18 protein-coding genes, 1 tRNA gene and 1 pseudogene are annotated in these 21,553 nt (G+C 33.1%); 15 read left to right on the top strand and 5 right to left on the bottom strand.

Features of this window, described 5'->3' with window-relative positions:
• Positions 1-363 precede the first annotated feature (363 nt).
• From ABNX05_RS18090 to ABNX05_RS18070, 5 genes are all read right to left on the bottom strand, one after another.
• Entirely contained in the window at positions 364-618 is a 255-nt protein-coding gene (locus ABNX05_RS18090; protein WP_349660985.1) for a hypothetical protein, read from the bottom strand.
• A gap of 102 nt (positions 619-720) precedes the next feature.
• Positions 721-797: transfer RNA gene (locus tag ABNX05_RS18085), tRNA-Arg, on the bottom strand.
• A 516-nt stretch (positions 798-1,313) separates the two neighbouring features.
• A complete protein-coding gene (locus ABNX05_RS18080) occupies positions 1,314-1,697 on the bottom strand; it encodes an HU family DNA-binding protein (RefSeq protein WP_349660984.1) in 384 nt (127 codons plus the stop codon).
• 102 nt (positions 1,698-1,799) lie between these two features.
• Entirely contained in the window at positions 1,800-2,165 is a 366-nt protein-coding gene (locus ABNX05_RS18075) for a hypothetical protein (RefSeq protein ID WP_349660983.1), read from the bottom strand.
• 51 nt (positions 2,166-2,216) lie between these two features.
• Positions 2,217-2,684, bottom strand: coding sequence for a hypothetical protein (locus tag ABNX05_RS18070; protein WP_349660982.1), 468 nt, complete (start codon positions 2,682-2,684; stop codon positions 2,217-2,219).
• Positions 2,685-2,959: 275 nt separating this feature from the next.
• Between ABNX05_RS18070 and ABNX05_RS18065 the strand changes: the two genes are divergently transcribed.
• From ABNX05_RS18065 to ABNX05_RS18000, 15 genes and pseudogenes are all read left to right on the top strand, one after another.
• Positions 2,960-5,410: an AAA family ATPase gene (locus ABNX05_RS18065; protein ID WP_349660981.1), complete on the top strand. Its 2,451-nt coding sequence runs from the start codon at positions 2,960-2,962 to the stop codon at positions 5,408-5,410.
• 1,515 nt (positions 5,411-6,925) lie between these two features.
• Positions 6,926-8,239 carry a ParB N-terminal domain-containing protein gene (locus tag ABNX05_RS18060; RefSeq protein ID WP_349660980.1) on the top strand — a complete coding sequence of 438 codons (1,314 nt, stop codon included), beginning with the start codon at positions 6,926-6,928 and terminating at the stop codon, positions 8,237-8,239.
• Between the two features lie 3 nt (positions 8,240-8,242).
• Positions 8,243-9,265, top strand: coding sequence for a phage lytic cycle repressor MrpR family protein (locus ABNX05_RS18055; protein ID WP_349660979.1), 1,023 nt, complete (start codon positions 8,243-8,245; stop codon positions 9,263-9,265).
• Positions 9,266-9,618: 353 nt separating this feature from the next.
• Positions 9,619-9,996 (top strand): hypothetical protein, encoded by a 378-nt coding sequence (locus ABNX05_RS18050; RefSeq protein WP_349660978.1) that lies wholly within the window; start codon positions 9,619-9,621, stop codon positions 9,994-9,996.
• 1,048 nt (positions 9,997-11,044) lie between these two features.
• Positions 11,045-11,479, top strand: coding sequence for a hypothetical protein (locus ABNX05_RS18045; RefSeq protein ID WP_349660977.1), 435 nt, complete (start codon positions 11,045-11,047; stop codon positions 11,477-11,479).
• 1,048 nt (positions 11,480-12,527) lie between these two features.
• On the top strand, positions 12,528-12,797 hold the full coding sequence (locus ABNX05_RS18040; protein ID WP_349660976.1) for a hypothetical protein: 270 nt from the start codon (positions 12,528-12,530) through the stop codon (positions 12,795-12,797).
• Positions 12,798-13,342: 545 nt separating this feature from the next.
• Positions 13,343-13,456, top strand: a pseudogene (locus ABNX05_RS26415) (DUF2179 domain-containing protein); the annotation flags it as partial.
• Between the two features lie 110 nt (positions 13,457-13,566).
• Entirely contained in the window at positions 13,567-14,352 is a 786-nt protein-coding gene (locus tag ABNX05_RS18035) for a MarR family transcriptional regulator (protein ID WP_349660975.1), read from the top strand.
• 604 nt (positions 14,353-14,956) lie between these two features.
• On the top strand, positions 14,957-15,472 hold the full coding sequence (locus ABNX05_RS18030; RefSeq protein WP_349660974.1) for a hypothetical protein: 516 nt from the start codon (positions 14,957-14,959) through the stop codon (positions 15,470-15,472).
• Between the two features lie 155 nt (positions 15,473-15,627).
• Positions 15,628-16,608 (top strand): hypothetical protein, encoded by a 981-nt coding sequence (locus ABNX05_RS18025; protein WP_349660973.1) that lies wholly within the window; start codon positions 15,628-15,630, stop codon positions 16,606-16,608.
• Between the two features lie 138 nt (positions 16,609-16,746).
• Positions 16,747-17,727: an ATP-binding protein gene (locus ABNX05_RS18020; protein ID WP_349660972.1), complete on the top strand. Its 981-nt coding sequence runs from the start codon at positions 16,747-16,749 to the stop codon at positions 17,725-17,727.
• Between the two features lie 75 nt (positions 17,728-17,802).
• Positions 17,803-18,534, top strand: coding sequence for an RING finger protein (locus ABNX05_RS18015; protein WP_349660971.1), 732 nt, complete (start codon positions 17,803-17,805; stop codon positions 18,532-18,534).
• A gap of 12 nt (positions 18,535-18,546) precedes the next feature.
• Positions 18,547-20,211 carry a DnaB-like helicase C-terminal domain-containing protein gene (locus tag ABNX05_RS18010; protein ID WP_349660970.1) on the top strand — a complete coding sequence of 555 codons (1,665 nt, stop codon included), beginning with the start codon at positions 18,547-18,549 and terminating at the stop codon, positions 20,209-20,211.
• A 9-nt stretch (positions 20,212-20,220) separates the two neighbouring features.
• Positions 20,221-21,333, top strand: coding sequence for a hypothetical protein (locus tag ABNX05_RS18005; RefSeq protein WP_349660969.1), 1,113 nt, complete (start codon positions 20,221-20,223; stop codon positions 21,331-21,333).
• Positions 21,334-21,384: 51 nt separating this feature from the next.
• The gene (locus ABNX05_RS18000) at positions 21,385-21,531 is read left to right on the top strand and encodes a hypothetical protein (protein WP_349660968.1); all 147 of its coding nucleotides are present in this window, start codon (positions 21,385-21,387) and stop codon (positions 21,529-21,531) included.
• Positions 21,532-21,553 lie beyond the last annotated feature (22 nt).

Genomic DNA, 21,553 nt, shown 5'->3' with positions numbered 1-21,553 from the left:
ATTGTTTTAAGTTTGCTGTGTCTGCATGAAGGATGATACGATTCGAACCTACTATGCTTTCGCAACAGATTTACATTCTGCCCAACTTCCATAGAGCAACCTACAGGATTTTAACCTGCGAATAATAGAATTGTATTCTATTCTCTTAAGCAATTAGTAGCTTCATAAGATTAAGCTCAGGAACAGAATCGAACTGTTGTTTCTAGATTAAAAAGAAGATGTAATGTCACTGTCTAATCGAGCGCGTAGTGGAGGTGGGTATTGAACTCACGGAGGCTTGCCTATTAGACAAGATGAAATACCGAATCACTCTTGCTGGCTGATTAGGCAGTTGTCGAACATGCAATGATACGATAAACCTTTTTATAGATACTCTAATTTTTTTAAACCATCTATTCTATACATTGTGTAATCATCTTTCGATATTGCTGTGTTTGAAGCAAAAATCTCTAGATTCTCTGCTTCTCCATCATAAATATCGAAATACCTATCCAACGCTATTTCAAATGCTCTTTCCTTCCAACGGTTATCTATACTATCGTCAGATTCCTTAGAATACAAGTAAGATTCATTAACTAGTTCGTTGTTAGTTTCATATGTTAAAATATAATAATTCATAGTTTCATCCTTTTTTTTGTAGGGCGTAGGGGTATTCGGAACTCTAAATACTCGAAAGAAAATCGAGTGGCGTAGTTCACGTCAAATGCCCCAAAATATTATTGGCGCGCCATGAGAGATTCGAACTCCCAACCGACAGGGTAGAAACCTGTTGCTCTAATCCATTGAGCTAATGACGCATATTTGATTTTCAGCATTGAGCGTAGTAAGGGAAGAACTACGCTCAAACTTTGATTCTAAGGAGGTTTAAGTTATGAAATCTAAAAGAACTTCTCACTTTATCTTGCGAAGGGTAGGTAGCACCGAAAGTTCTTTTAGTTGTTGTTGTAGTATTTGATTGGGAGTAACGCTCTCTAAAAATGCTTTGAACAAGTTTTGAGAGAAAACACTTACTAATTGTGTCTCAGGTGTTTACTTTATCCTAATTTATGTGTTTGCTTTGTTTGTAAGTTTAGTTATTATCTTACTCATGTGTTCGCAAGATGTTATAGAGGTAGGAATAACACCTTGCGATCAATAAGTTTATTAGCAGTAGCTTAAATAGGTAAGTGACTCACCTTGCATATTTTCATATTATATTATTATATTACTTTAACGAACTATTTTATCAAAATGATTTGAAAATAGTGATTTTTTAATAAAATCCGAATAAAAAAGGTGAAATTCACACAGTATCACACCGATCATTTACTGAATTAGTTAATAACTGTTTTTTCTAATACTTCTTTGAAAGTTTTAGAAACAGCAAACTTAGTAGCCAAGTGAGTTGGTTTAACCACTGGTGAACCATCTTGAGGGTTACGGTAAGTACGCTCAGGTTTTACTTCAACCTTGAACTGACCTAAAGTACCAAGACCAATATTAACTTGACTTTCAACGATAGCACGAACATACGCTTTTTCTACTGAATCAAGAACTGCTGTTCCGAAATCTTTTGTTATTTGGATTTCTACGCTATCTGTGTCACCTTCTAAGATTTCTTTAGCTAACGCTTTTGATACACGCATCGTTGGTAGTGTAGCTTGTAGTTCCTCAGCTAAGATTCCTGTAATAAAATCTGTACGACCTAATTTAGCCATTTTGATATAAGCTCCTTTTTCTCTGAAAAATAAAATGGATTTTACCGCCTTTGGGCATCTAATTAATAATCCTGTATATTATTATGTTATTTATAATGTAAGTTAATCTTCACTACTATTAGTAGTGATTCCTAGTTGTTCCTTATCTTCTTCAGATAGACAAGAGAAATTACTATAGCGTTCTGACCCTTTGCTAATTTCCTTTACTTTCTTATGAGATAAGACTTCTAGGTTCTTTTCTTCTTTAGTGAGGTAGTAAGCGAACATATCCAAAATTACTTTAGTGTTTTGCTTTTCCCAAGTAAACAATAAATATTCTTCCAATGTCATTGTCTGAGCTAAAAATTCAATTTCTTCGTTAAGAAGGTGTTCAATGACTTGCTTGCGTTGTGCAAAATTTTGTGAACTATCTAAGTTCACTGTTAGGTGTGGTAGTAAAATTTTCAATTTATTAATTAACCCTCTCATTCTTTAAGGCGGTGGGAAGTGACATTTGCAATACTTTTTTGTACAGCTGTTTTAGCGACATGTTTTACAGATGGAAAGTAACCGATCTTTTGCTGATTTATTGTCACTATAGAACTCGTTTGTTGCAGGTAGGTGTTCACCGCACTTATTACATTGTTTTGTTTTTAAACCTAGAGTGCTTGTGTAGATTACTCTACGCCATTGACGCTCATTCTCTTTCACGACTGCTTTGTAAACGGTCTTGAGCGCCTTCTTGACATTCTGATTCTCGATGCCTATGGCTTCACTGATTTCTCTATGGGTGTAGCCTTTTTCAACCATTTTAATAAGAAGTAACTGTTGATCCGTGAAGTTACATTGATTGATTAGTCTATCCAATGAAGCATAAGTCGCTATCACTTCTTGATTAACAGCTTTAACCCCTGTAACGTCAAGTGTGCTTCCGCCGCCTAAGAAAAGGTTATCATCATATTTGTATCTAAACTCTATTAAAAGCTCAACTACGCCAATGTCATTCATGACGAAGGGTTGAAACATTAAGTCCTTACTAGTAATGTGTGCCATGCTAAATATTCCTTCCTATATAATGTAACTTTCACCAACCTTTTGCAGTTGATTTCGGCTTTAGTCATTATATATTATTTCGTAATTTTTGGATGTGTTTTTTGAAAAATATATTATTTTTTAATTATATATGTTTTTAATATAAATATATATATATAAGTAATGTAATGATATAAAATAAAAGAGTGTCATAAAAGGTTGCGTTTAAGTATATTCAGGAGAAAGCAGGGATGAAATTGCCGAACATTTTACACCAAAATACTAACCGCCTAAAAGTTAAGGTTGCAAAGGTGCTGTACTATAAGGAAGAAAGCATGTGGGGCATTGTGAGCGTTGCACCAACTAAGATAGAGGATGACTTCGAACCTGAGCTGAATCGCTATAACAACTTTGTTATTAGAGGTTACATTCCAATGGCTATGAATGTGGGGCAAGAGTACGACATTGAAGTATCGGATTTGCAGACAGACGCTAAGTATGGTGAGTTCTATGAGATTATTCGTATTCATGTAGAAGCACTTGACACAGTAGAAGCACAACAGCGCTTCTTACAAGCTGTTCTATCAGAGTATCAATCAAAGCTGATTATTGAAGCCTTTCCTAACAATATGATTGTAGATGATATTAGAGATAATATAATTGATATAACTACAATAAAGGGTTTCGGGGAAGCTACAGCTCTAAAGATTAAGAGAGAAATCAAGCGAAACAAAGACTTAGGAGCTTTAATTTCGGAACTTGCTGACTTGAACCCATCAGGGAGAATGTTGAATAAGATTGTAGAGAAGTTTGGAAATTCTACAATTGCGCTATATAAAGCAAAAGAATCTTTATATTATCTATGTATAGTTTCAGGTTTAAGCTTCAAAAGAATTGACAACGTAGCTCTCATGCGTGGGGAAGATAAGTTTGGTGCAAAACGTATTAAGGCTTACTCAGAATACTACTTTGATGAACTTGCTAATCAAGGGCATTCATGGGTCAATGAGCGGGAGTTCCTAGAACAAGCTATCAAGGAACTTGATGTTAATGGCACATATATTCGCAAATATATGAAGTCAGAGGATGGTAAGAAAAACTTCTATTGGCAACAGGAGGATAAGAGAATTTCTTCTATTCTTATGTACAACAATGAGCGCAACATATTACGAAATTTACTGAGACTTGCTACTAGATATGAAGCACCAATTGGCTTTGATGTTGATGAAGCAATCAAAGACGCTGAGGCGGCGCTAGATGTAAAATATACTGAGGAGCAAAAAAATGCTATTTGTGAGAGTGTTCTGCACGGTGTGTTTATTATAAATGGTAAAGGTGGCACAGGTAAGACCACTGTAGTCAAAGGGATTGTTGAGGTATTAAACTCTTTAGGCCTTACTTATAAAGCATGTGCATTGAGTGGCAAAGCTTCACAGGTTCTTTTATCGAAAGATATTGACTCTGCAACAATTCACCGCACGTTTGGAATTGGTATTAAGAAGTCAGATGATGACGAAATCGGTGATGGTAAATCATTCTATGATGTAATCATCATTGATGAAAGTTCAATGGTAGATGCAGGACTGTTTAGCCAAATGTTATCTAAAGTTCAAGATGGTGCTAAGGTAATTTTAGTAGGGGATAGTGGTCAGCTTTCAGGTATTGGGCATGGGGATGTGCTTCGTGATTTACTTCAAACACAATACTTCAAAACTATTGAGTTAAATCAAGTTCACCGTCAAGCCCAAGATTCTGGAATCATTGAGCTAGCTACAAAGATTCGTGAAGGTGTTCAAGTTTGCTCTGCTAACCAAGAGGGCATGACAAAGTTTGGAAAGAACGAAGACATGATTATGGTCAACTATCAAAACAAAGAAGATATGCCCGAAAACGTTGAGAGAGTTTTAAGAGGTCAAGCAAAGAATATCAAAACACCTAAAGACCTAATGGACTTCCAAGTTGTTGTGGCTATGAAAGAGCGGGGCGCTATGTCAGCAAAAGCAATCAATAATCTAGCTCAATCAGTCTTTAATGACCTAGAGAAGCCATTTGTGTCTCACAATGGTTATGACTTCCGAGAGGGTGATAAGGTTATTGTAAAGGGCAATAGCTACGAAATCAGCTACTATGATGATTTAGAGCATTATTATAATGTGCGAGACCAAGAGTTAACTGAAAATGAGATTCAGGAACACTTATCAACATTGGAAACTGACGAGGAAAGAATTGAGTTTTATGATAGTATTCCAACATCAAACACTGGTGATTTATTCAATGGTACCATGGGGATAATTGTAGATGTGTTTGAGAAAATGGACTATAACACAAACAAAATAGTTCAATGCTTGATGATTAACTTTGAGGGACTAGGAATTAAAGTTTACCAACAGTCAGAACTAGATAGTTTGGAACTAGCTTATACTGTAACTTGTCACCGCATACAAGGTTCAACTATCAAAAACGTAGTAGTTATATTAGATTACTCTGCATATTCACTTTTATGTAGACAGTGGGTATATACAGCAATCACTCGTGCTTCAAAGAAATGTGTATTCCTTGTACAATCATCTGCTTTAGTTAAAGCAATCGGAACAGACGCTAGTGGAAACCGTCAAACATTTTTAGGTGATATGATTAGAGAATTACACAAAGCTAAAGGAGATTTAGAAACAGTAATTAAGCAAGTCGCTAAGTTGCAATAAGGTCACGTTCAGGTGCAATCATCTGTTTAGGTTATTGATATTAATAAATTAAAAGTGATATAATTATATATAAAAGATAAATGTAATACTGTACCTAAACATCACTTTTTAAGTTTTAAGGAGAGAATGATTTATGCTAATAGACAAAGACTTGTTTAACAACTACTTCAAGAAGGACAACAGAGACAACTTCATAAACATAGATATTAACACTTTTGAATTGTTTGGTGAACTACTAGTAACAGGGTAGTTGAAAGGAAATAGGCATAAGAATTTCGCCTTTAGTTGTATATCAAACAGAGAAGCGGATGGAATATATAAGCAAGAAAAAGGGGTTATTAGATTGATTTAGCATTTACTACTCGTGATTTTCCAATCAGCAACATAAGGGAAGCGAAGTTACAACTTTGTCAAACCTAGGCGATGAAATAGCACAAGATTTTTTAGCTAAGTTTAATGGTCACTATGTGTAAGAGACCGCTTTTACAATATATTCGTGAGGGTAAGGTATTCTAGGGGTAATTTGCTTTCGATTAATATACTTGATTTTACTGGCTGTGTGTTATGTCCTGAGATTGGCTTTTATGGGTTCTATGTTTAAGGAGATCTAAAGTGCCGAGTGAAGAAGCTAGGTGATTAAGCAGTTAGTATATATTACACAGAAGTTGAGAATAAGTTTGATTACAAACATAGACGCACAAGAACCATCTCAACTACAAGAATTTGTTTTAATGCTGATATTGTGATAAATAATGCCTATTTAAAAATTTATATAGATAGAAGGATAAGAAAATTGCGAATGTGGTTGTGAATCAGATGAACGAATCAAAAACTTTTGAAGAAACAACATTATTAAATAACTCTCATATCAAAATATAGTACATTTTAAAGGTTATATAATAATATTTCGGTGTTGTGTATAAATGGTTGTTAAAAATGCTATTAGAATGACTAATAGTAGCAGTGCAATTTTAATTGAACAATTTCTTAAAACAAAGGAGCACAGAAATGAAAATACTTATAGAAATAATTTAATTGACATATAAAATTTCTTTGGTACTGTTTTTGATAGACATTATTCATTCACATCAACTACTGTATATAACAGCAATAAAACAAGTTTCCTAAAAAGGTTTACCAGAATTAGCGTTTATAACCAAACCTCCTAAGATGCAGTAAATATATTAAAAATTAGGTTTATAACTACTATGAAGTATACTGAAAAAGGTTTATGTTGAATAAAAAAATTAAAATAGTATTAAATGTATATATTCACATTAATGGTAATAATGTCATGTGGGTGCGACTGAGATGTTGTTAATCTGAATATATTTTAGTGAGTAGAGTAGGGGAAGGTGATTAAAAATGGATTGAAAAAATAAACTGAAAAGATTCAAAATAAGCGTATACCAGCCCATTCTAATTAGAAATAGTTATTGTGAGTAACTTAATAATATGTTATGATATAATGGTTTTTAGAAATGCATTATATAGCATGAAGGGAGACATATTGTTGTGAGTGCTTACAATGACTTTATCCAATCAGTTAAAGATAACATTCATAAAATACATGAAAACAATAAAACTAGAAGGGAAGTAGAAAGTCAATTAGCGATATATGGTATTAATAAAGGGGAACTTCAAAGATACTTTAATGATATTGACACACTTGATGAAATAGATATAAGAGCAATAGCACTAATAGGTGAACAAATATTTTTAAAATTTGGTATTGAGAGTCTTGACCTTAATAAAACATTTAATAAAAATGAATTGAACGATATTAGAGTTTTTTATAACACAAAGCAAAATGATTATATAGATTATCCAATTGTGATAGATGATGTAACAATGATTGGTCAAGGTAGTTATGTTTTTCCAATTGATTATAAATTCATAGCAAGACTGTATAATAGTAATAAACTGAATTATAATTTTGAAGTTCAAAGGCAACCGAAATTTGTAAAAAGGAAAGACAGAGTTATCAAAGCCCCTTTTATCAATCAGAATAGTGTCAAAGAAATTACGAAGCACTTATTAAACGGTACGTTAGTTCCTACAAATATTGTGTATAATGCCAGTCTCGGTAGTTCTAATGAGAGTGAAGAATTAATCTATAATAGCAAAGAAAGAACTCTAACAATAACAGACGGAACACGTTTGGATATATTAGATGGTATGCACAGAACGATTTCTTGTTTAAGAGCTTACTCAGTGAATAAAGATTTGGATTTTAACTTTATTGGACTTCTTTTTAATTTTACAACGAAACAGGCTCAGAACTATCAGAGTCAATTAGCAAAAGCTAACCCTATTCCTAAGAGCAGGATACAGGAACTCGAAGCAAGTAGATACGCTGACTTTGTAGTTCAACAATTGCGCATAGATAGCGAATTGAAGGATAGAATAACGTCAAGAGATAGACTAGGAAAAGGCACAAATGAACTAGTGAGCTACGCTATAATATCCAATGCAATTGACAGTACTTTTAACATGAAAAATAAACTCGAAGCACTTGGAATTTACAAATACTTATCGGAGTACTTTACTTACTTATTTGGTTACTTCCAAGAAGATTTAGAACAACTAGACAATGGTAACTTAATGTTTTATAACAAGATGTTCATAGGACACATAAAATTAGCAAAGCGAATGAAAGAACACAACATACCTTTAAGCAATCTCAATCATATTTTGAGTGGTATAGACTTCAATAGGGAAAATAAGATTTTTAAAGACTATGGAATAGTTGTAAACGGTAAGGTGTCTAATAAAATTGAAAAGTCCATAATAAAGCTATTTGATGATATTGAGCTAAAGGGGAAATAGATAATGAAAATTCAAAACAATGTTTTAAAATTTGATAAATTATATAACGGTGAAGAAAAAAAGGCATTTATTAATCAATATGAATCAGTTGATAGTCAGTTAACAATTTATTGGCAATTTCTAAAAGTAGCACCTTTTGAATTTCAAGCAAATAAAGATATGTCAGAAATGACAGGGGCAGAAATAAAAGAAATGTTATTAAGCGCTGAGTGTTCAACAATAACTAGTGCTATCAATCATATTAATACTTATAAACGATATATTGATTATATGACAACTACAAGCCCTTTTTATGAGTTTGAAAGCTATTCAGAGCTTGCAAGTGAGGTAGTAGCAAAGGAGAAAAACAAGCGCTACAGCAAAAAGGAATTAATGTTCATGTTAGATGAATTAAATAACTACACTGACCAAGCATTGTTACTAGCTTTATTTGAGGGAATCAAAGGTAAATCATTTAGTGAATTATTAACATTAAAAAGAGAAAATCTTCAAGTGATAGAGGAAAAAGACTCAGAAGACTACTATGTTGCAGACGTATATGACGAAGGAACTAAAGAAATTAGACGAGTAAGAATAAGCGAAGATCTTTACAAATTACTTATTTTGGCAGATGAACAAACAGCATATAGAACAAACAATCAAGATGAAATCATAGAAACCCCTTTTAATGAATATGAATATATTTTTAAGAAAGCAAAAAAAGGAAGACAGGGCGGTAATGTATTAGACAGACATTTCATCACTAGAAAGTTTGTATTCTTTAAAGAGTTCTTTGGTAACATCTATTTAACTGCGGAAGACATTGTTCAAAGTGGTATGATGTATATGGCATTTACTTTGTTCAAACAAAGTGGAAAGCTAGGAAAAACGGAGCTTTTAACTATTGGAGAGCATTACGATACTATTATGGCAACATCAAATGGGAAAGACTATTATAGAAATATCACTGATTTAAAAAGAAAAATATTTAATGAGCAATTAGGGAAACTATATAGTGAGCTAGAAGGTGTTGAATATTCTGATTAATACATTCTTTTTAGTGGCATTGTGCTTCCACAGTGTCACTAAAACATTTGATATTAAATTATAACTACACTTAAAAAACGACGATCAATTGTTAATTTTAACATATTTGGTTGTCGGTTGTTAAATATTTATATAAGTAATATAATAATATTTAAAAGTCGACAAGCGTATATGTGATAAAATGACTACTACTAGTATAGCTTTTTGACACAGAAGCCCTTGTTTATGTTCTATCAAGATGTTATAATTGACTATGTTGTCAAAAGTAACTAATAGGGCAAGCGTTTCTAGTAATAGTTACATATACCTTCAAAAGAGAAAATAAAACATATCGTTGGGGGAAAAACTAAACAATGGCACATCCTATTAGTATTCGATTAATGATGAAAACACATGCAAGTAAGAAATTTGACGAGTTGATGGAGCAATTTGAATATTCTCAAATGCTTATTTTATTAACTACAGAGGGAAACTTCCATAGTTATCCAATTGAAAATAAAGAACAAGACAATGGCGAGTTCTATGTTGACTTGATTTTTGGAGACATGAAAGCTTTTAAAAAAGAAAAAGAAGTATTTGAAAAATTACAAAGTGTTCATTTTGAAAGTGATAACGGTGAATTATTTGAGTTTAAGTTTCTTGAATCATTGAGTGTTGTTGAAGTAGTGGAACTGTCTGACTTTGACACTATCTTATACAATCCAAATACACTTGAAGCGTTGCTCGATTAAGCTTGCAAAAAAAGTAGCAAAATGACTAATTAATCTTTATGGTGAGTCAGTTATTTTGTGATTTATAAAAGATGTTAGTGTTTTAACACTACTCGTGTATCACAGAAAAATCCTCTTATAGCCTATACAATCGTTTTGTATAAAAGCGGTGCATAGATATTAGGGTAGTACTAAAGAATCATGCAAAGACATTAAGATCTTTAAAACAGTTATTTTTGAGTCAGTTGCCATTATGATAAACAAAATTGCGATAAACATTTAGACCATCTAACATTCATTCTAAGTGGTATGTTTTCGTACTATGCCTATGTACATTGGTTGCAAGTTGAAATTAAACAGCACCTCAAACTGAAGTGAATAAAATATCTTAAAGTAATCCGTATGTAACATCGAACTCATTTCATTTTAAGACGAGGTTTTTTAAAAGTTGGAGTGGAAGTACACCTACATAAGTTGAGGGTGTTGAAATCAAACACACCAATGTAGCATCGAGACAGTTTTTCAGACGTTATTCATATCAATTTCATATTGGCCAAAACATAGTACAAGGTATTGTAACAGATGTGTGTTTATCTTATTTTCTAAAAATACCTTGCACTAACAGAAATGTTGTGTAAGGTATTTTTTTGTTTTCACAAAAATAGGTTTAAACTACTCAGAAGTGCTGACTACATTTCTGATAAAATAGCAATTTTACTTGCGAAGGATAGGACAACAAACAAAAAACAACGTAATAAAAAGAAACTAGAAACTGCTATTATCAACAACTTATCTGTAAACTACACAGTTGAAGTTAAAGGTAATGGCAAAAAAATTGCTTTAAATAGAACATACATTCGGTTTTGCGTATATTAATAATGTTTAGATACTTAGAATATCCGCTTCAGTTCGGAAATATTAGTATCTATCAATTCATATGACCTATAGCAACATAACACAAGCAGTGAGCTAAAAGTCATAAGCTATATAGGTGTTACTAGGGATAGACTTGTGAACGGACTACCACGTCTATGCCTAGAACCCTTATATAAGAAAGAAATGAAAGGTAATGGATAAAATGATGTTTTTATATGAAAGTCTTCATAGCTATCAGAAAGACTTGATAGATGAAGAAATTGAAGAATATATAAAAAAAATGATAATAACTAATCGTGGTTTTAATTACACTGAGAGTCAATTTCAATCTTTAATAAATGAAGTAGTAATATATGGAAAACAAGTCAACAGCTTTTTAGGAGAAGCAGTCAATTGCTTTAATTTAAAACAACTAGTGGTCAAGTCAAGGGCAACAAAGATAGCCTATGAACTAGAGCAGAGCAATCTAAGAAGTAAAACAAAAAGAGCTCTGGCAAATAAAAGAGAAGAGATTGTAAATCAACTTCAAGAAAGCTACAATATAAGTAATGATATAATATCTTATGAATATTTATTTGAAAATTTTTATATGAATACTGAAAAAATTTCAGAACCACTTCGAAGATGAAACAGTGTATGCGTTTTTTGGAGAGCATTGATAGATATAGCTATAGATGTTCTTTTGGATTATTCAATGCCAACAGAAGATGATGTATATAAATGGTAGGCTTACGGTGCAATGTGAATCCTAGTTAAAAATATTAAGAAAATCATAAGTACTATTAATCGTAAATCCACAATGACCAGTTGGGAATTAGACAAATAGAAAAAGATTGGTTCGAATAAACTATTAAAAATTTCTTGATTTCTCGTTATATAAGAAATATAATGACATGTAATATTCTTATCTAGTTTTCAAAAATAATATAATAATATTATTGTTAATTTAGGATAATGCGTGACAAGGAAAAAGATGAAGCATGCATGCATAGCAGGAGCAGGGTTTTTGACAAGGGGCCTTGTTAGCTTATGAGTGAACCTGATACAACTTAAATATTAGGCGACAAGTGAATCAAAGTGGGTTGCGGCAGATTGAATACAGTCCTGTAGCTAACAAGTGTAAGGTAAATGATCTTCAGAGAGATGGTTCATTTAAATGTGAATGTAAAGGTGGCGGTAGCTCAAAAAAGTGGTACAAGCTTTGTTCCTTTTCTTGAATGACTATACATATAGCTCTCATAACGCTATGACTAGCTCAACTGATTACAAGTCAAACAATACAACCAATAATAGCTTTAAAACTAACGCAAGTTCATAGAAGGGTGGTAGCTAAGTATTACGAGCGTAGAAAGCTGTTCTTTTAGAGCATTCCGGTTTCTTCATTGAGCTACCTGAACTTGAGTATGGCATATATAAAGCTTTAACTATGTCAAAGGAACGTATTGAGGAAATCAAATACGTTTCAGAGAAGCTATAGGTTAAGGTGTATGTTCCAACACTAAATCAAGATGAAATAGTAAAGCAGGTTATTCTAGTATGCTAGTTCCCTTCCTTAAATTAGATTACTTGAGCTTTGATACAGTATTAAGTCGCTTTGACGTCATTGTTACTAATATTGATCAAAGAAAATTGAATTAAACAACGTTACACCACTCTTAGTATTGGAAACATTCTTTATGAATAATGAAATCGTAAAAAATGAAAATGCAGAAAATGAAAGTCTATCAAAACAAAAGCTAGTTTCAATTATCAGTCAAGATGTTTGGGGATACGCCCAAGTTGACTTCATTAAAAAGATGATATCAATTATATGTGTATTGACTATCGAAGTGAGTGGAGGTGCTTATGAACCTAGCAATTATAAGATAGATATTCTTAACATGCCTGCTTATCCTTATAAGTTCTTGATATTTACGAGAATGAAAAGGGTAAAAAGTAGGAGTTGAACTATTAAGACTTGTGGCACATTTGCTGTTTTATGGAAATTACATAAGTAGTGATCGAACACCTGAGGAAGCAGAAATTGTTTCTAGTTTGTAACACCAACATACAACGCACCAATTCCCATTCAACTTAGATAATAGCTCATACGTTAAAAAGCCTATTCTTAGTAGCGGAGGCTCAAGTGTTGGATTGTTAGAGAACATGGAACAGTGAATATGATTATGTTTATCAAAATTTATTGAGCTACCTAAACAAGAGGTAATTATTAATGGATTCCAAGAAAAGAGTTATATCATTGGCTCTTTTATCTGTAATGACAAGGATGTCGGTCTTTCATGTAGATAAGGTGGGGAGATTACCGAATGGGATTCTCAATAGCTAGCAATTGTTCATTTAGAGGAAAAATGAAATAGGCAATATGATAATTACAGCATGGGTTATTAATATTCTTTTGAGCATTTGGTCTTTGGACTACTGCTCAATACTACTTTTGTAAAAGGACTTTAGGTTATCGAGCTCGTTTAGGACGAACCTAACTTTATCAGAAACTTGTGGTGGCTACTCAAATGAATCAATGCAGATGTTAACTTGTGTAATCACTAGAATGGAAGAGACTAAAATTAAAACAGTAATCAAAGAGTTTGATAGTGATTCTTTATAAGAATCACAGTCGTTGCAGAAGTAAAAGGTGGTAATTTCACTAAAAGAGATATTCATTAAAGGTGGGCTTTTCTACCCTTTTAATTAATAGATGATTAGGGGCTATTCAACATGACAATAATTACACTACAACACACACAAGATACATATGAATCTTTACAATTATTCCGATCCAAAGAAGAAATGAATAAGGCCGTAAAGGCGCATAAGCGCTTAAATAAGGAGCAATTAACTAAATCAACATATGCTGTTCTAGACTTCATTTCACAGTGGTCTTGCAAATATGTAGGGGTGAGCTATCTTTGTCAGAAAAGAATCGCAGAGAGCCTAGAAATAAGCTATAAGACGGTTCAAAGAGCTATTTCTAAATTAGTAGAATTGAATGTTGTGAAGAAGTTTAAAACAAAACGAGCTACAGGTGACAAGCGACAAAGTAGTAATATCATTGTAATTCAACCAGCTAAAGAAAATGTCCAACCCAAATGTCCACCCGAAGATACTCTTATCAATACTCAAAATATTAATAAAACAAATGATACAGAAAAAGAGGGTCTTTCTTTAAAAGAAGCTGATAAGGAATCTTTAATTAAAAAAGGATTAGTAAAGAAATTACCTGAAACATTGCAACGTGTATTAGCCCCTTTCTTTGACGCAGATGAAATTTATAAATTAGCGGGTACTATTTATAAAGCTAAATCTAAAATTGATAAGGCTATTCAAATTGAAGATTACTCAAATGAATATTACCAATGTATTCTAAGTGTTATAAATGCCTATAAACGAGGTAAAGCCGATTCATTACATGGTCTGTTGTTCCATGCTATTAAGGCTACAACAAAGACTATATGGCTTAAACAACGTGCTACAGGTGGGATTTGGTCTTCATTTTTAACTTGATTTAAAAGTAATATAATTATATAATGTGTTTAAAAATAGGGTGATTGATTACTCAGAAAGTGAGGTATAACTTCTTTTATGCTCACCAAAAAGTGCCACTAATAATGATAGAGCTGAGTTTTGGACTTATGATGATTGTTGTTCTAACCATGAAAAAAGATATGTTTTTAGTATTGTCTCCTAAAACGAGTAAACAATTTATTTGAATTTGTATAATCTAGAAATTTAAAATATTAAACATTTCATTTGGTAAAAGCATAAAATGATATATAATAACAAATGTATTTTTAGTATCTATGATATGAACTATAAAGGTGTCATTTGAGAAGTAGTAAAGAACTATTGGAGTTTCAGAACGCCACTATCAAGCAGTATTGTAGGTTGTCAATAACATCAAAGAGCGTTTCACAGTGTCAAAATCACTTGATAAGCATATTGAAACTGTCTGAACACACCTTGAGTCATATGAAATCATGTATGACATAGTAATTACCAAAGAAGAAGGTTAGCTCAAAAAGTTATGAAGTCAGAGGAACTTGTAACAATCGAAAGGGAAATGAAGGTCTTAAATGACACATTTTAGAATTGATTGGAGAAAAGGAATTTGACTAAAGAAAGTATCAGGTTCGTGGGCATTGACCCATCAACTAAAACAGGTTTTGTTATTCTTGATTCTAACGGTGAGGTAGTTGTAGAAGAAGAAATTCGAGCAACAGCTACAAAAGACCCTGCAAGAATGATTGGAATAGCAAAACAAATTAAATCGTACTTGCAACCAAATGACAAAGTTGTTATTGAAGGTTTCGCCTACGGTGCTAAGGGTAAAGCAGTAGACTTCCAATATGGCCTAGGTTGGTTAATCAGAGCTATGCTATTCACTGAAAAGTTTGGTTATTCTGATGCTACACCAAGTCAGGTAAAGAAGTTTGCAAGCAATAGAGGGAACGCAAAAAAGGAAGATTTAGTTCTACCATTGTATAAGAAGTGGGGTTATGAACACCATTCAGATAACGTGCGTGACGCATACATTATGGCTCGTATGGCGTACAATATTTATAATCACGCTGGATTGCAGAAGTACGAGCAAGAGGTACTGAGCAAAATGATAAAGCCAAAATAATAATATATTGCTAAAAATAATAATTTATCAAAAGATTATTAAATACGCTTTATAGAAGTAATATAATTATATAATATGAAAGTGTAGGATTTAGACTAGCTGGTTACTTTATAAAAAGTAATATAATACTATTCTTATAGATAGGGGATTGCGAGATGGCAGAACAATTATTACGAGAAGCATTAAATAAAATTGAGGTAGTTGGTTACGCTCAAGAATCAACACTCGAAAAGAAGGAGTTTAAAGATAACACAGGTAAACCTTACACATGTATTAGTGGTGACATTACTGTTAAGATCAGTGAGGAAGAAACTCAGGTTGTGTCATACTTCGCAAAAGAGCTTACACAAAAAGGCGAAGTAAACAAAAACTACAAAGCCTTAACTACTATCATGAATGAATTAGTTACTGTTGCTGACGTTGCTCAAGGAGTATCAGAAGGTGGGCCTTCACGTATTGAATGTCAAGGTAAATTAACTCTAAATGAGTACAAAGGCAATGATGGTGAAGTTAAATCATTCCCAAAAATTAGTGGTCAATACTCACCTACTCGCTACAAAGGCGAAGCAAAAGACTTCAAGCCAAAAGCTGAGTTTGATATTGAGGGAATCGTGAAATCACTTAAAGCAGAAACAGATAAAGATGAAAATGAAACAGGTCGATTAAAAATTCAGCTTTACGTTCCTTTGTATGGGGGAAAAATAATTCCATTAACATTTGTAACAGGTGAAACATTGCCGCAAGGCGGTAAAGACTACTTAACTGACAACTTCCAATCTCGTGCTTCTGTGCGTGTTTACGGTGATTTAGTTAACAAGTCTAAAAAAATCGAACGTGTAATTGAATCAGGTTTCGGTGAAAACAAAACTGATGTAACTTATGAGCGTACTCGTGAGTTTATTGCAACAGGCGGTACATTATATGAAGAAGGTGTTCACAAAGAAGTATTCGACATTACACTTCTTAAAGAAGCATTAGCTAATCGTGAGCGTTACTTATCAGCACTAAAAGAGAATGAAAAAAATGATCAAAAACTAAAACCAACAGCAGGCTTCGGTGATGGTTCTCAACCAACAAATGCTAAAACAAATGAAAAACAAGATGATAGTTTAGAGGATTTATTTGGTGAAGATTAAATCATCTAAAAGTGATGCGATAATATCGTAGATTTCTGTAATTAAAAAGAAGGTTGACAATCGCCACTTTTTTTAGAATAGGCGGTTGTCAACTTCATTCTAATAAATAAAATTTAACAGAAAATGGAGAATTGAACAATGACAATCGATTTATTAACTATTCAACCCCATCAAATTTCTCGTGACCTTCGTGAAAAAATCGTAGTAATCTATGGTGAGCCAAAGGTTGGTAAAACAACTATCGCTTCACAATTTCCAAAAGCTTTATTACTAGCGTTTGAAAAAGGTTATAACGCACTTGCGGGGGTTATGGCGCAAAACGTTACTAAGTGGGCTGACTTCAAGAAGGTATTACGTCAACTTGAAAACGCTCAAGTTAAAAAAAAATTTGAAACTGTTATTGTAGATACAGCAGACTTATCTTATGCTTCATGCGAGAAGTTTATTCTTCAACGTGAAGGCGTTGATAAAATCGGTGATATTCCTTACGGTGGTGGCTATAAATTAGTTCGTGACGAGTTCGATACAGTATTACGCTCTATTCCTATGATGGGTTACGGTCTTGTAATGATTTCACATGCTCAAATACAAACGATTACAGCAGAAGATGGTACAGAGTATTCAAAAACAGTACCAACATTAACAAAACAACCTCGTGGTATCGTATTGTCAATGGCTGACATTATCGGTTACGCTAAGTCAATCGAGCGTGAAGGTGAATCTAAAACAGCATTATTCTTACGTGGTACACAACAATTTGAAGCAGGTTCACGTTTCAAATATACACCACCTGTTATCAAATTTGAATATGAAGCCCTAGTGAAAGCAATTGCTGACGCTATTGAAAAAGAAGAAGTTGAAAAAGGTCAAACAACAGTAGTTGAAAAAGGTGTAAATTTATACGCTGAGGAAGAACAACTATCGTTTGAAGATTTAAAAACTGAAATCAAAGACCTTACAGCTAAATTAGTTGAAAAACAAGGCGCTAACGTTGCGAAGAAAACAATGAACAACCTTGTGGAACTACACTTAGGAAAAGGTCGCACTCTTAAAGATGTGACAGAATCGCAAGTAGAACAACTTTCTTTAGTTGCTTACGATTTAAAACAAACACTATAAAAATAGAGTAATCATATGTCTCTAGAGAGTGTTGGAAATGGCGCTCTCTATTGTCGTTTGTAAAGGTGGTAAGTTATGGCTAATGTATTACCAAAGTGCAAAATTTGCAAAGAAGAAATCAACAAGAAAGATCAATCTAGTTTTATCAAAAAAAGTAGTGGTTATTTCCATGTTGCCTGTGAATCAGAAAAGGGAGTTAAAAACAAGAAAACATGTAGTTTCTGCAATAAAGAGTTCGGAAGCGAAAAGGATATTGTGAAACGTGGTAGCTTAACAGTCCATCAAAGTTGCTTAGAACAATATCACCAGTCTAGTGAAAAGGTTGAAGTGAAAGTTAGGGTGAGAACCTGTCCTAGGTGTAAAGAAAAGGTCAATCCACTTGACGTAGATGCTCTTGATACTGGCACAGCAACTTATCATAAAACTTGCTATGAGAGCATACAAAGACAAAAGAAAAACCGAGAGGAACTACTTGATTATATTTCTTTGAAATACAATGTTGAGTTTCCCACAGGCTTTATGTTAAGGCAAATAACTGATTATCACAATAAACGAGGTTACTCATACAAAGCAATGCTAGTGACCTTAAAGTATATGTTTGATGTTGAAAAAGTTCCTGCTAAAGAGGGTGTAGGATTAGGTCTTATACCTTTCTATTTCGAGAAAGCCAAGAGCTATCACCAAAAACTAAGAAAAGCAGGAAACTCAGCTAACAACGTCACTATAAACAACAAGACAGTGAAAATCAAAGCTGTTGCCCCTGTTAAGGCAAATAGAGTAAGTCGCTATGATTTAAGCAGTATGTAAGGAGAATGGGAAATGAATAATAAAACACTCTTAGCTCTACAAGATAAATTTGCTTATATTCCAATATTCGCTAGACTTCTGAATGAACCTGATGAAGTGTTGAGTTTATCTAGTGGATATAAGCTAACACCGAATGATTTCCCTGAGAGATTTCATAAGATTTTATTCACAACAATAAATGACCTTTATCATGAAGGTGTCTCAAAGATTGGTAAGTTTGAGATTAACGCCTATTTACTAAAAGGATTTACTAACCAACACCGAATATATAAGGACAATGGCGGTGACGAATATATTGACAGAGTGATGGAACTAAATGAGCCTGATAACTTCGATTATCACTATAATAGAGTGAAAAAGTTTTCTTTGCTTAGACACTATACTGAGGTTGGTATTGATATTTCAGACATTTATGATGTTGATGTTTTTGAGCTTAAAGAAGAAGAAGAACAGTCAGAACGCTTCAATAAATTGACTGTAGTTGACATAGTGAAACACATTGACAGCAAAATCATTGATATTAAGTCTGAATTTTTGATTGAAAAAGAAGGTATCGGCAGTCACTTATCTGAGAACATTCGAGATATTTTCTTCAAGAAAACACTTGCTCTAAGTTATGGCGCTAACTTAACAAGTGGTTACCTTAACACAGCTTCTCGAGGCGCACGATTGCGAAAGCTTTACTGTATTTCAGGTAACTCTGGTTCGGGTAAAACTCGTTCGCTATTAGCCCACATCTTAAATATGTGTGTAACTGATATTTATACTGATGGTAAGTGGGTTAAAACCAACAACAAAGGGCGTGGACTATTTATCTCAACTGAGTTAGAGGAAGAAGAAATTAAAATTCCTGCGGTATGTTTCATTGCTGATGTTGAAGAAGATAAGGTTCATAACAATGACCTAACGGACGAAGAAATTAAGCGTTTAAAACACGCTTTCAAAGTTTTAGAACAAACACCTGTATGGTTCGAAGAATTATTTGACTTTGATGATGATGATATTGAACATGAAATCGAGAAACATGTAAACAAAAATGGTGTACAATATATTGGTTTTGACTATATGCATTCAACATTAAAAATGTTTGATAGTCTAGCAAAACAAGGTGCACGTAACCTTCAAGAACACCAAGTATTGCGTATCATGTCAATACGATTAAAGAACATCTGTAATCGCTACAATGTTTGGATTGGTACATCTACTCAGCTTAATGACACATGGAAACAAGGTGCATTAGACCAATCGGCATTAGAAGGCTCTAAATCTATTGTCAACAAACTTGACTTAGGGGCAATTCAAATTCCTCTTACAACTCAAGATGAGGCGTTGTTTGATGAGATTAAAAAGACTGCTAACTTAGGTTTCCATTTGCAACCTACTCACACAATCAACATCTATAAGAATCGTGGTAATAAGTGGAAGTTAATCCGCATATGGGTACATTTCAATTTAGGTACTCTACGAATGACGGACCTATTTGTAACTAACTATAAAGGTGAAGTTATCTCTGATATTACACCAACTATGGTTGAACAGTTCCTTGAAGATGATGAAAATGAAGAAACAGTTGTTTTCAACATCTATGCAGAAGATAAAGAAGAAATCATGGCTATCATAAATGAAGCTAATAGCTATCAAGATGAAAGTAGCATTGGAGATTTATTTGGGGACTAGGTGATTGAAATGTATGACAAAGATAAGTTAAAAAGTGAGCTAACAATTGAAGAGATTAAGACAATTCTGACAGAGTTAGGGGTTCAACACATTGAATCACACATAGAAAAAGGTCACATTATAACTAACACCATTTGTCATAACATTTCAGATGGAAAGATGAAGTTATACTACTACATTGATGATATGATTTTTCGTTGTTATACAGATTGCGGTAGTAATTTTGATGTATTTGACCTAGTGATTAAAAACTATGCTTTAAAAGGCGCGGAAATTAATCTGACAGGTGCAATTAATTGGATTCTAAGAACTCTAGGAAAAACAAATGAGTACACAATTAGACATGAGGGTTTTGGTCATTCTTATGTTAGTAGACGAGAAGAATTAGATTGGCTTGATAGTTTACTAGTTAAAAAGCCTGTCAACATTGAAATGAAAGTGCATAGAGAATACACTTTGGAATTGTTTTCTAGAAAACCACACCCATTGTTCTTATCTGACAATATTAGTGAGGAAACAATGAAAAAATATGAAATTATGTATTATGAGAAATCAAATAGAGTTGTCATTCCTCACAGAAGCCATGACACAGGTGAGTTGATTGGTCTTAAATCTAGGTCATTAAACTTCGAGGACATTGATAATGGATATAAATACATTCCACTAAAGATACAGAATGTACAGTATTCTTACCCAACATTCCAAAATCTCTATGGATTGTATCAAAACAAAGACTTTATTAAAAAGATTCGAAAGGTAGTTATTTTTGAATCTGAGAAGTCAGTAATGCAGTTTGAAACCTACTTTCCTAATCAGAACTTTAGTGTAGCCCTTTGTGGTAGTAACATTAGTAAACAACAGGTGGAAATGCTAATTAACTTAGGCGTACAGGAAATTATTATTGCGTTAGATAAAGAGTTCACAGTTCTCAACACAAACGAATCTAACATATATGAAGAAAAACTAGAGCGACTTTGTTCAATGTTTAGTAGCTACGCAAAGGTAAGTATGATATGGGACAGGGGGAAACTACTAGATTTCAAGGATTCACCTTCTGATAAAGGTAAAGAGGTTTTTGTTGAGTTATTCAAAATGAGAAGAACTATTAACACAAAGGAATGAATAACGCAATGGAAAGAGCAATTAAGATATTAGAAATCAGTAGAAACTGCAATGCAGATTGCTAACGCTGATGAAGAAACAAAATTTAAATTTGGCTGCTTAACATCTGAAAAAAGAAGCAAAGGAAAATACCAAAGATATGAAGTTGCAATCTTAGTTCTAGATGCAAGTAAAGAGCTTCCGAATTTAGGAAAATAACAAGCGGCAAATATTATTTAAA

It is taken from the genome of Lysinibacillus zambalensis (assembly GCF_040183165.1).
GTDB classification, from domain to species: Bacteria; Bacillota; Bacilli; order Bacillales_A; family Planococcaceae; genus Lysinibacillus; species Lysinibacillus zambalensis.
This window is presented reverse-complemented; position numbering and strand designations above follow the sequence as displayed.

Bases quoted from the DNA above. Each gene is read 5' to 3' on its own strand.
- ABNX05_RS18090 (WP_349660985.1), bottom strand. From the start codon at position 618: ATGAATTATTATATTTTAACATATGAAACTAACAACGAACTAGTTAAT.
- ABNX05_RS18080 (WP_349660984.1), bottom strand. From the start codon at position 1,697: ATGGCTAAATTAGGTCGTACAGATTTTATTACAGGAATCTTAGCTGAG.
- ABNX05_RS18075 (WP_349660983.1), bottom strand. From the start codon at position 2,165: ATGAGAGGGTTAATTAATAAATTGAAAATTTTACTACCACACCTAACA.
- ABNX05_RS18070 (WP_349660982.1), bottom strand. From the start codon at position 2,684: ATGAATGACATTGGCGTAGTTGAGCTTTTAATAGAGTTTAGATACAAA.
- ABNX05_RS18065 (WP_349660981.1), top strand. From the start codon at position 2,960: ATGAAATTGCCGAACATTTTACACCAAAATACTAACCGCCTAAAAGTT.
- ABNX05_RS18055 (WP_349660979.1), top strand. From the start codon at position 8,243: ATGAAAATTCAAAACAATGTTTTAAAATTTGATAAATTATATAACGGT.
- ABNX05_RS18050 (WP_349660978.1), top strand. From the start codon at position 9,619: ATGGCACATCCTATTAGTATTCGATTAATGATGAAAACACATGCAAGT.
- ABNX05_RS18045 (WP_349660977.1), top strand. From the start codon at position 11,045: ATGGATAAAATGATGTTTTTATATGAAAGTCTTCATAGCTATCAGAAA.
- ABNX05_RS18040 (WP_349660976.1), top strand. From the start codon at position 12,528: ATGAATAATGAAATCGTAAAAAATGAAAATGCAGAAAATGAAAGTCTA.
- ABNX05_RS18035 (WP_349660975.1), top strand. From the start codon at position 13,567: ATGACAATAATTACACTACAACACACACAAGATACATATGAATCTTTA.
- ABNX05_RS18025 (WP_349660973.1), top strand. From the start codon at position 15,628: ATGGCAGAACAATTATTACGAGAAGCATTAAATAAAATTGAGGTAGTT.
- ABNX05_RS18020 (WP_349660972.1), top strand. From the start codon at position 16,747: ATGACAATCGATTTATTAACTATTCAACCCCATCAAATTTCTCGTGAC.
- ABNX05_RS18015 (WP_349660971.1), top strand. From the start codon at position 17,803: ATGGCTAATGTATTACCAAAGTGCAAAATTTGCAAAGAAGAAATCAAC.
- ABNX05_RS18010 (WP_349660970.1), top strand. From the start codon at position 18,547: ATGAATAATAAAACACTCTTAGCTCTACAAGATAAATTTGCTTATATT.
- ABNX05_RS18005 (WP_349660969.1), top strand. From the start codon at position 20,221: ATGTATGACAAAGATAAGTTAAAAAGTGAGCTAACAATTGAAGAGATT.
- ABNX05_RS18000 (WP_349660968.1), top strand. From the start codon at position 21,385: ATGCAGATTGCTAACGCTGATGAAGAAACAAAATTTAAATTTGGCTGC.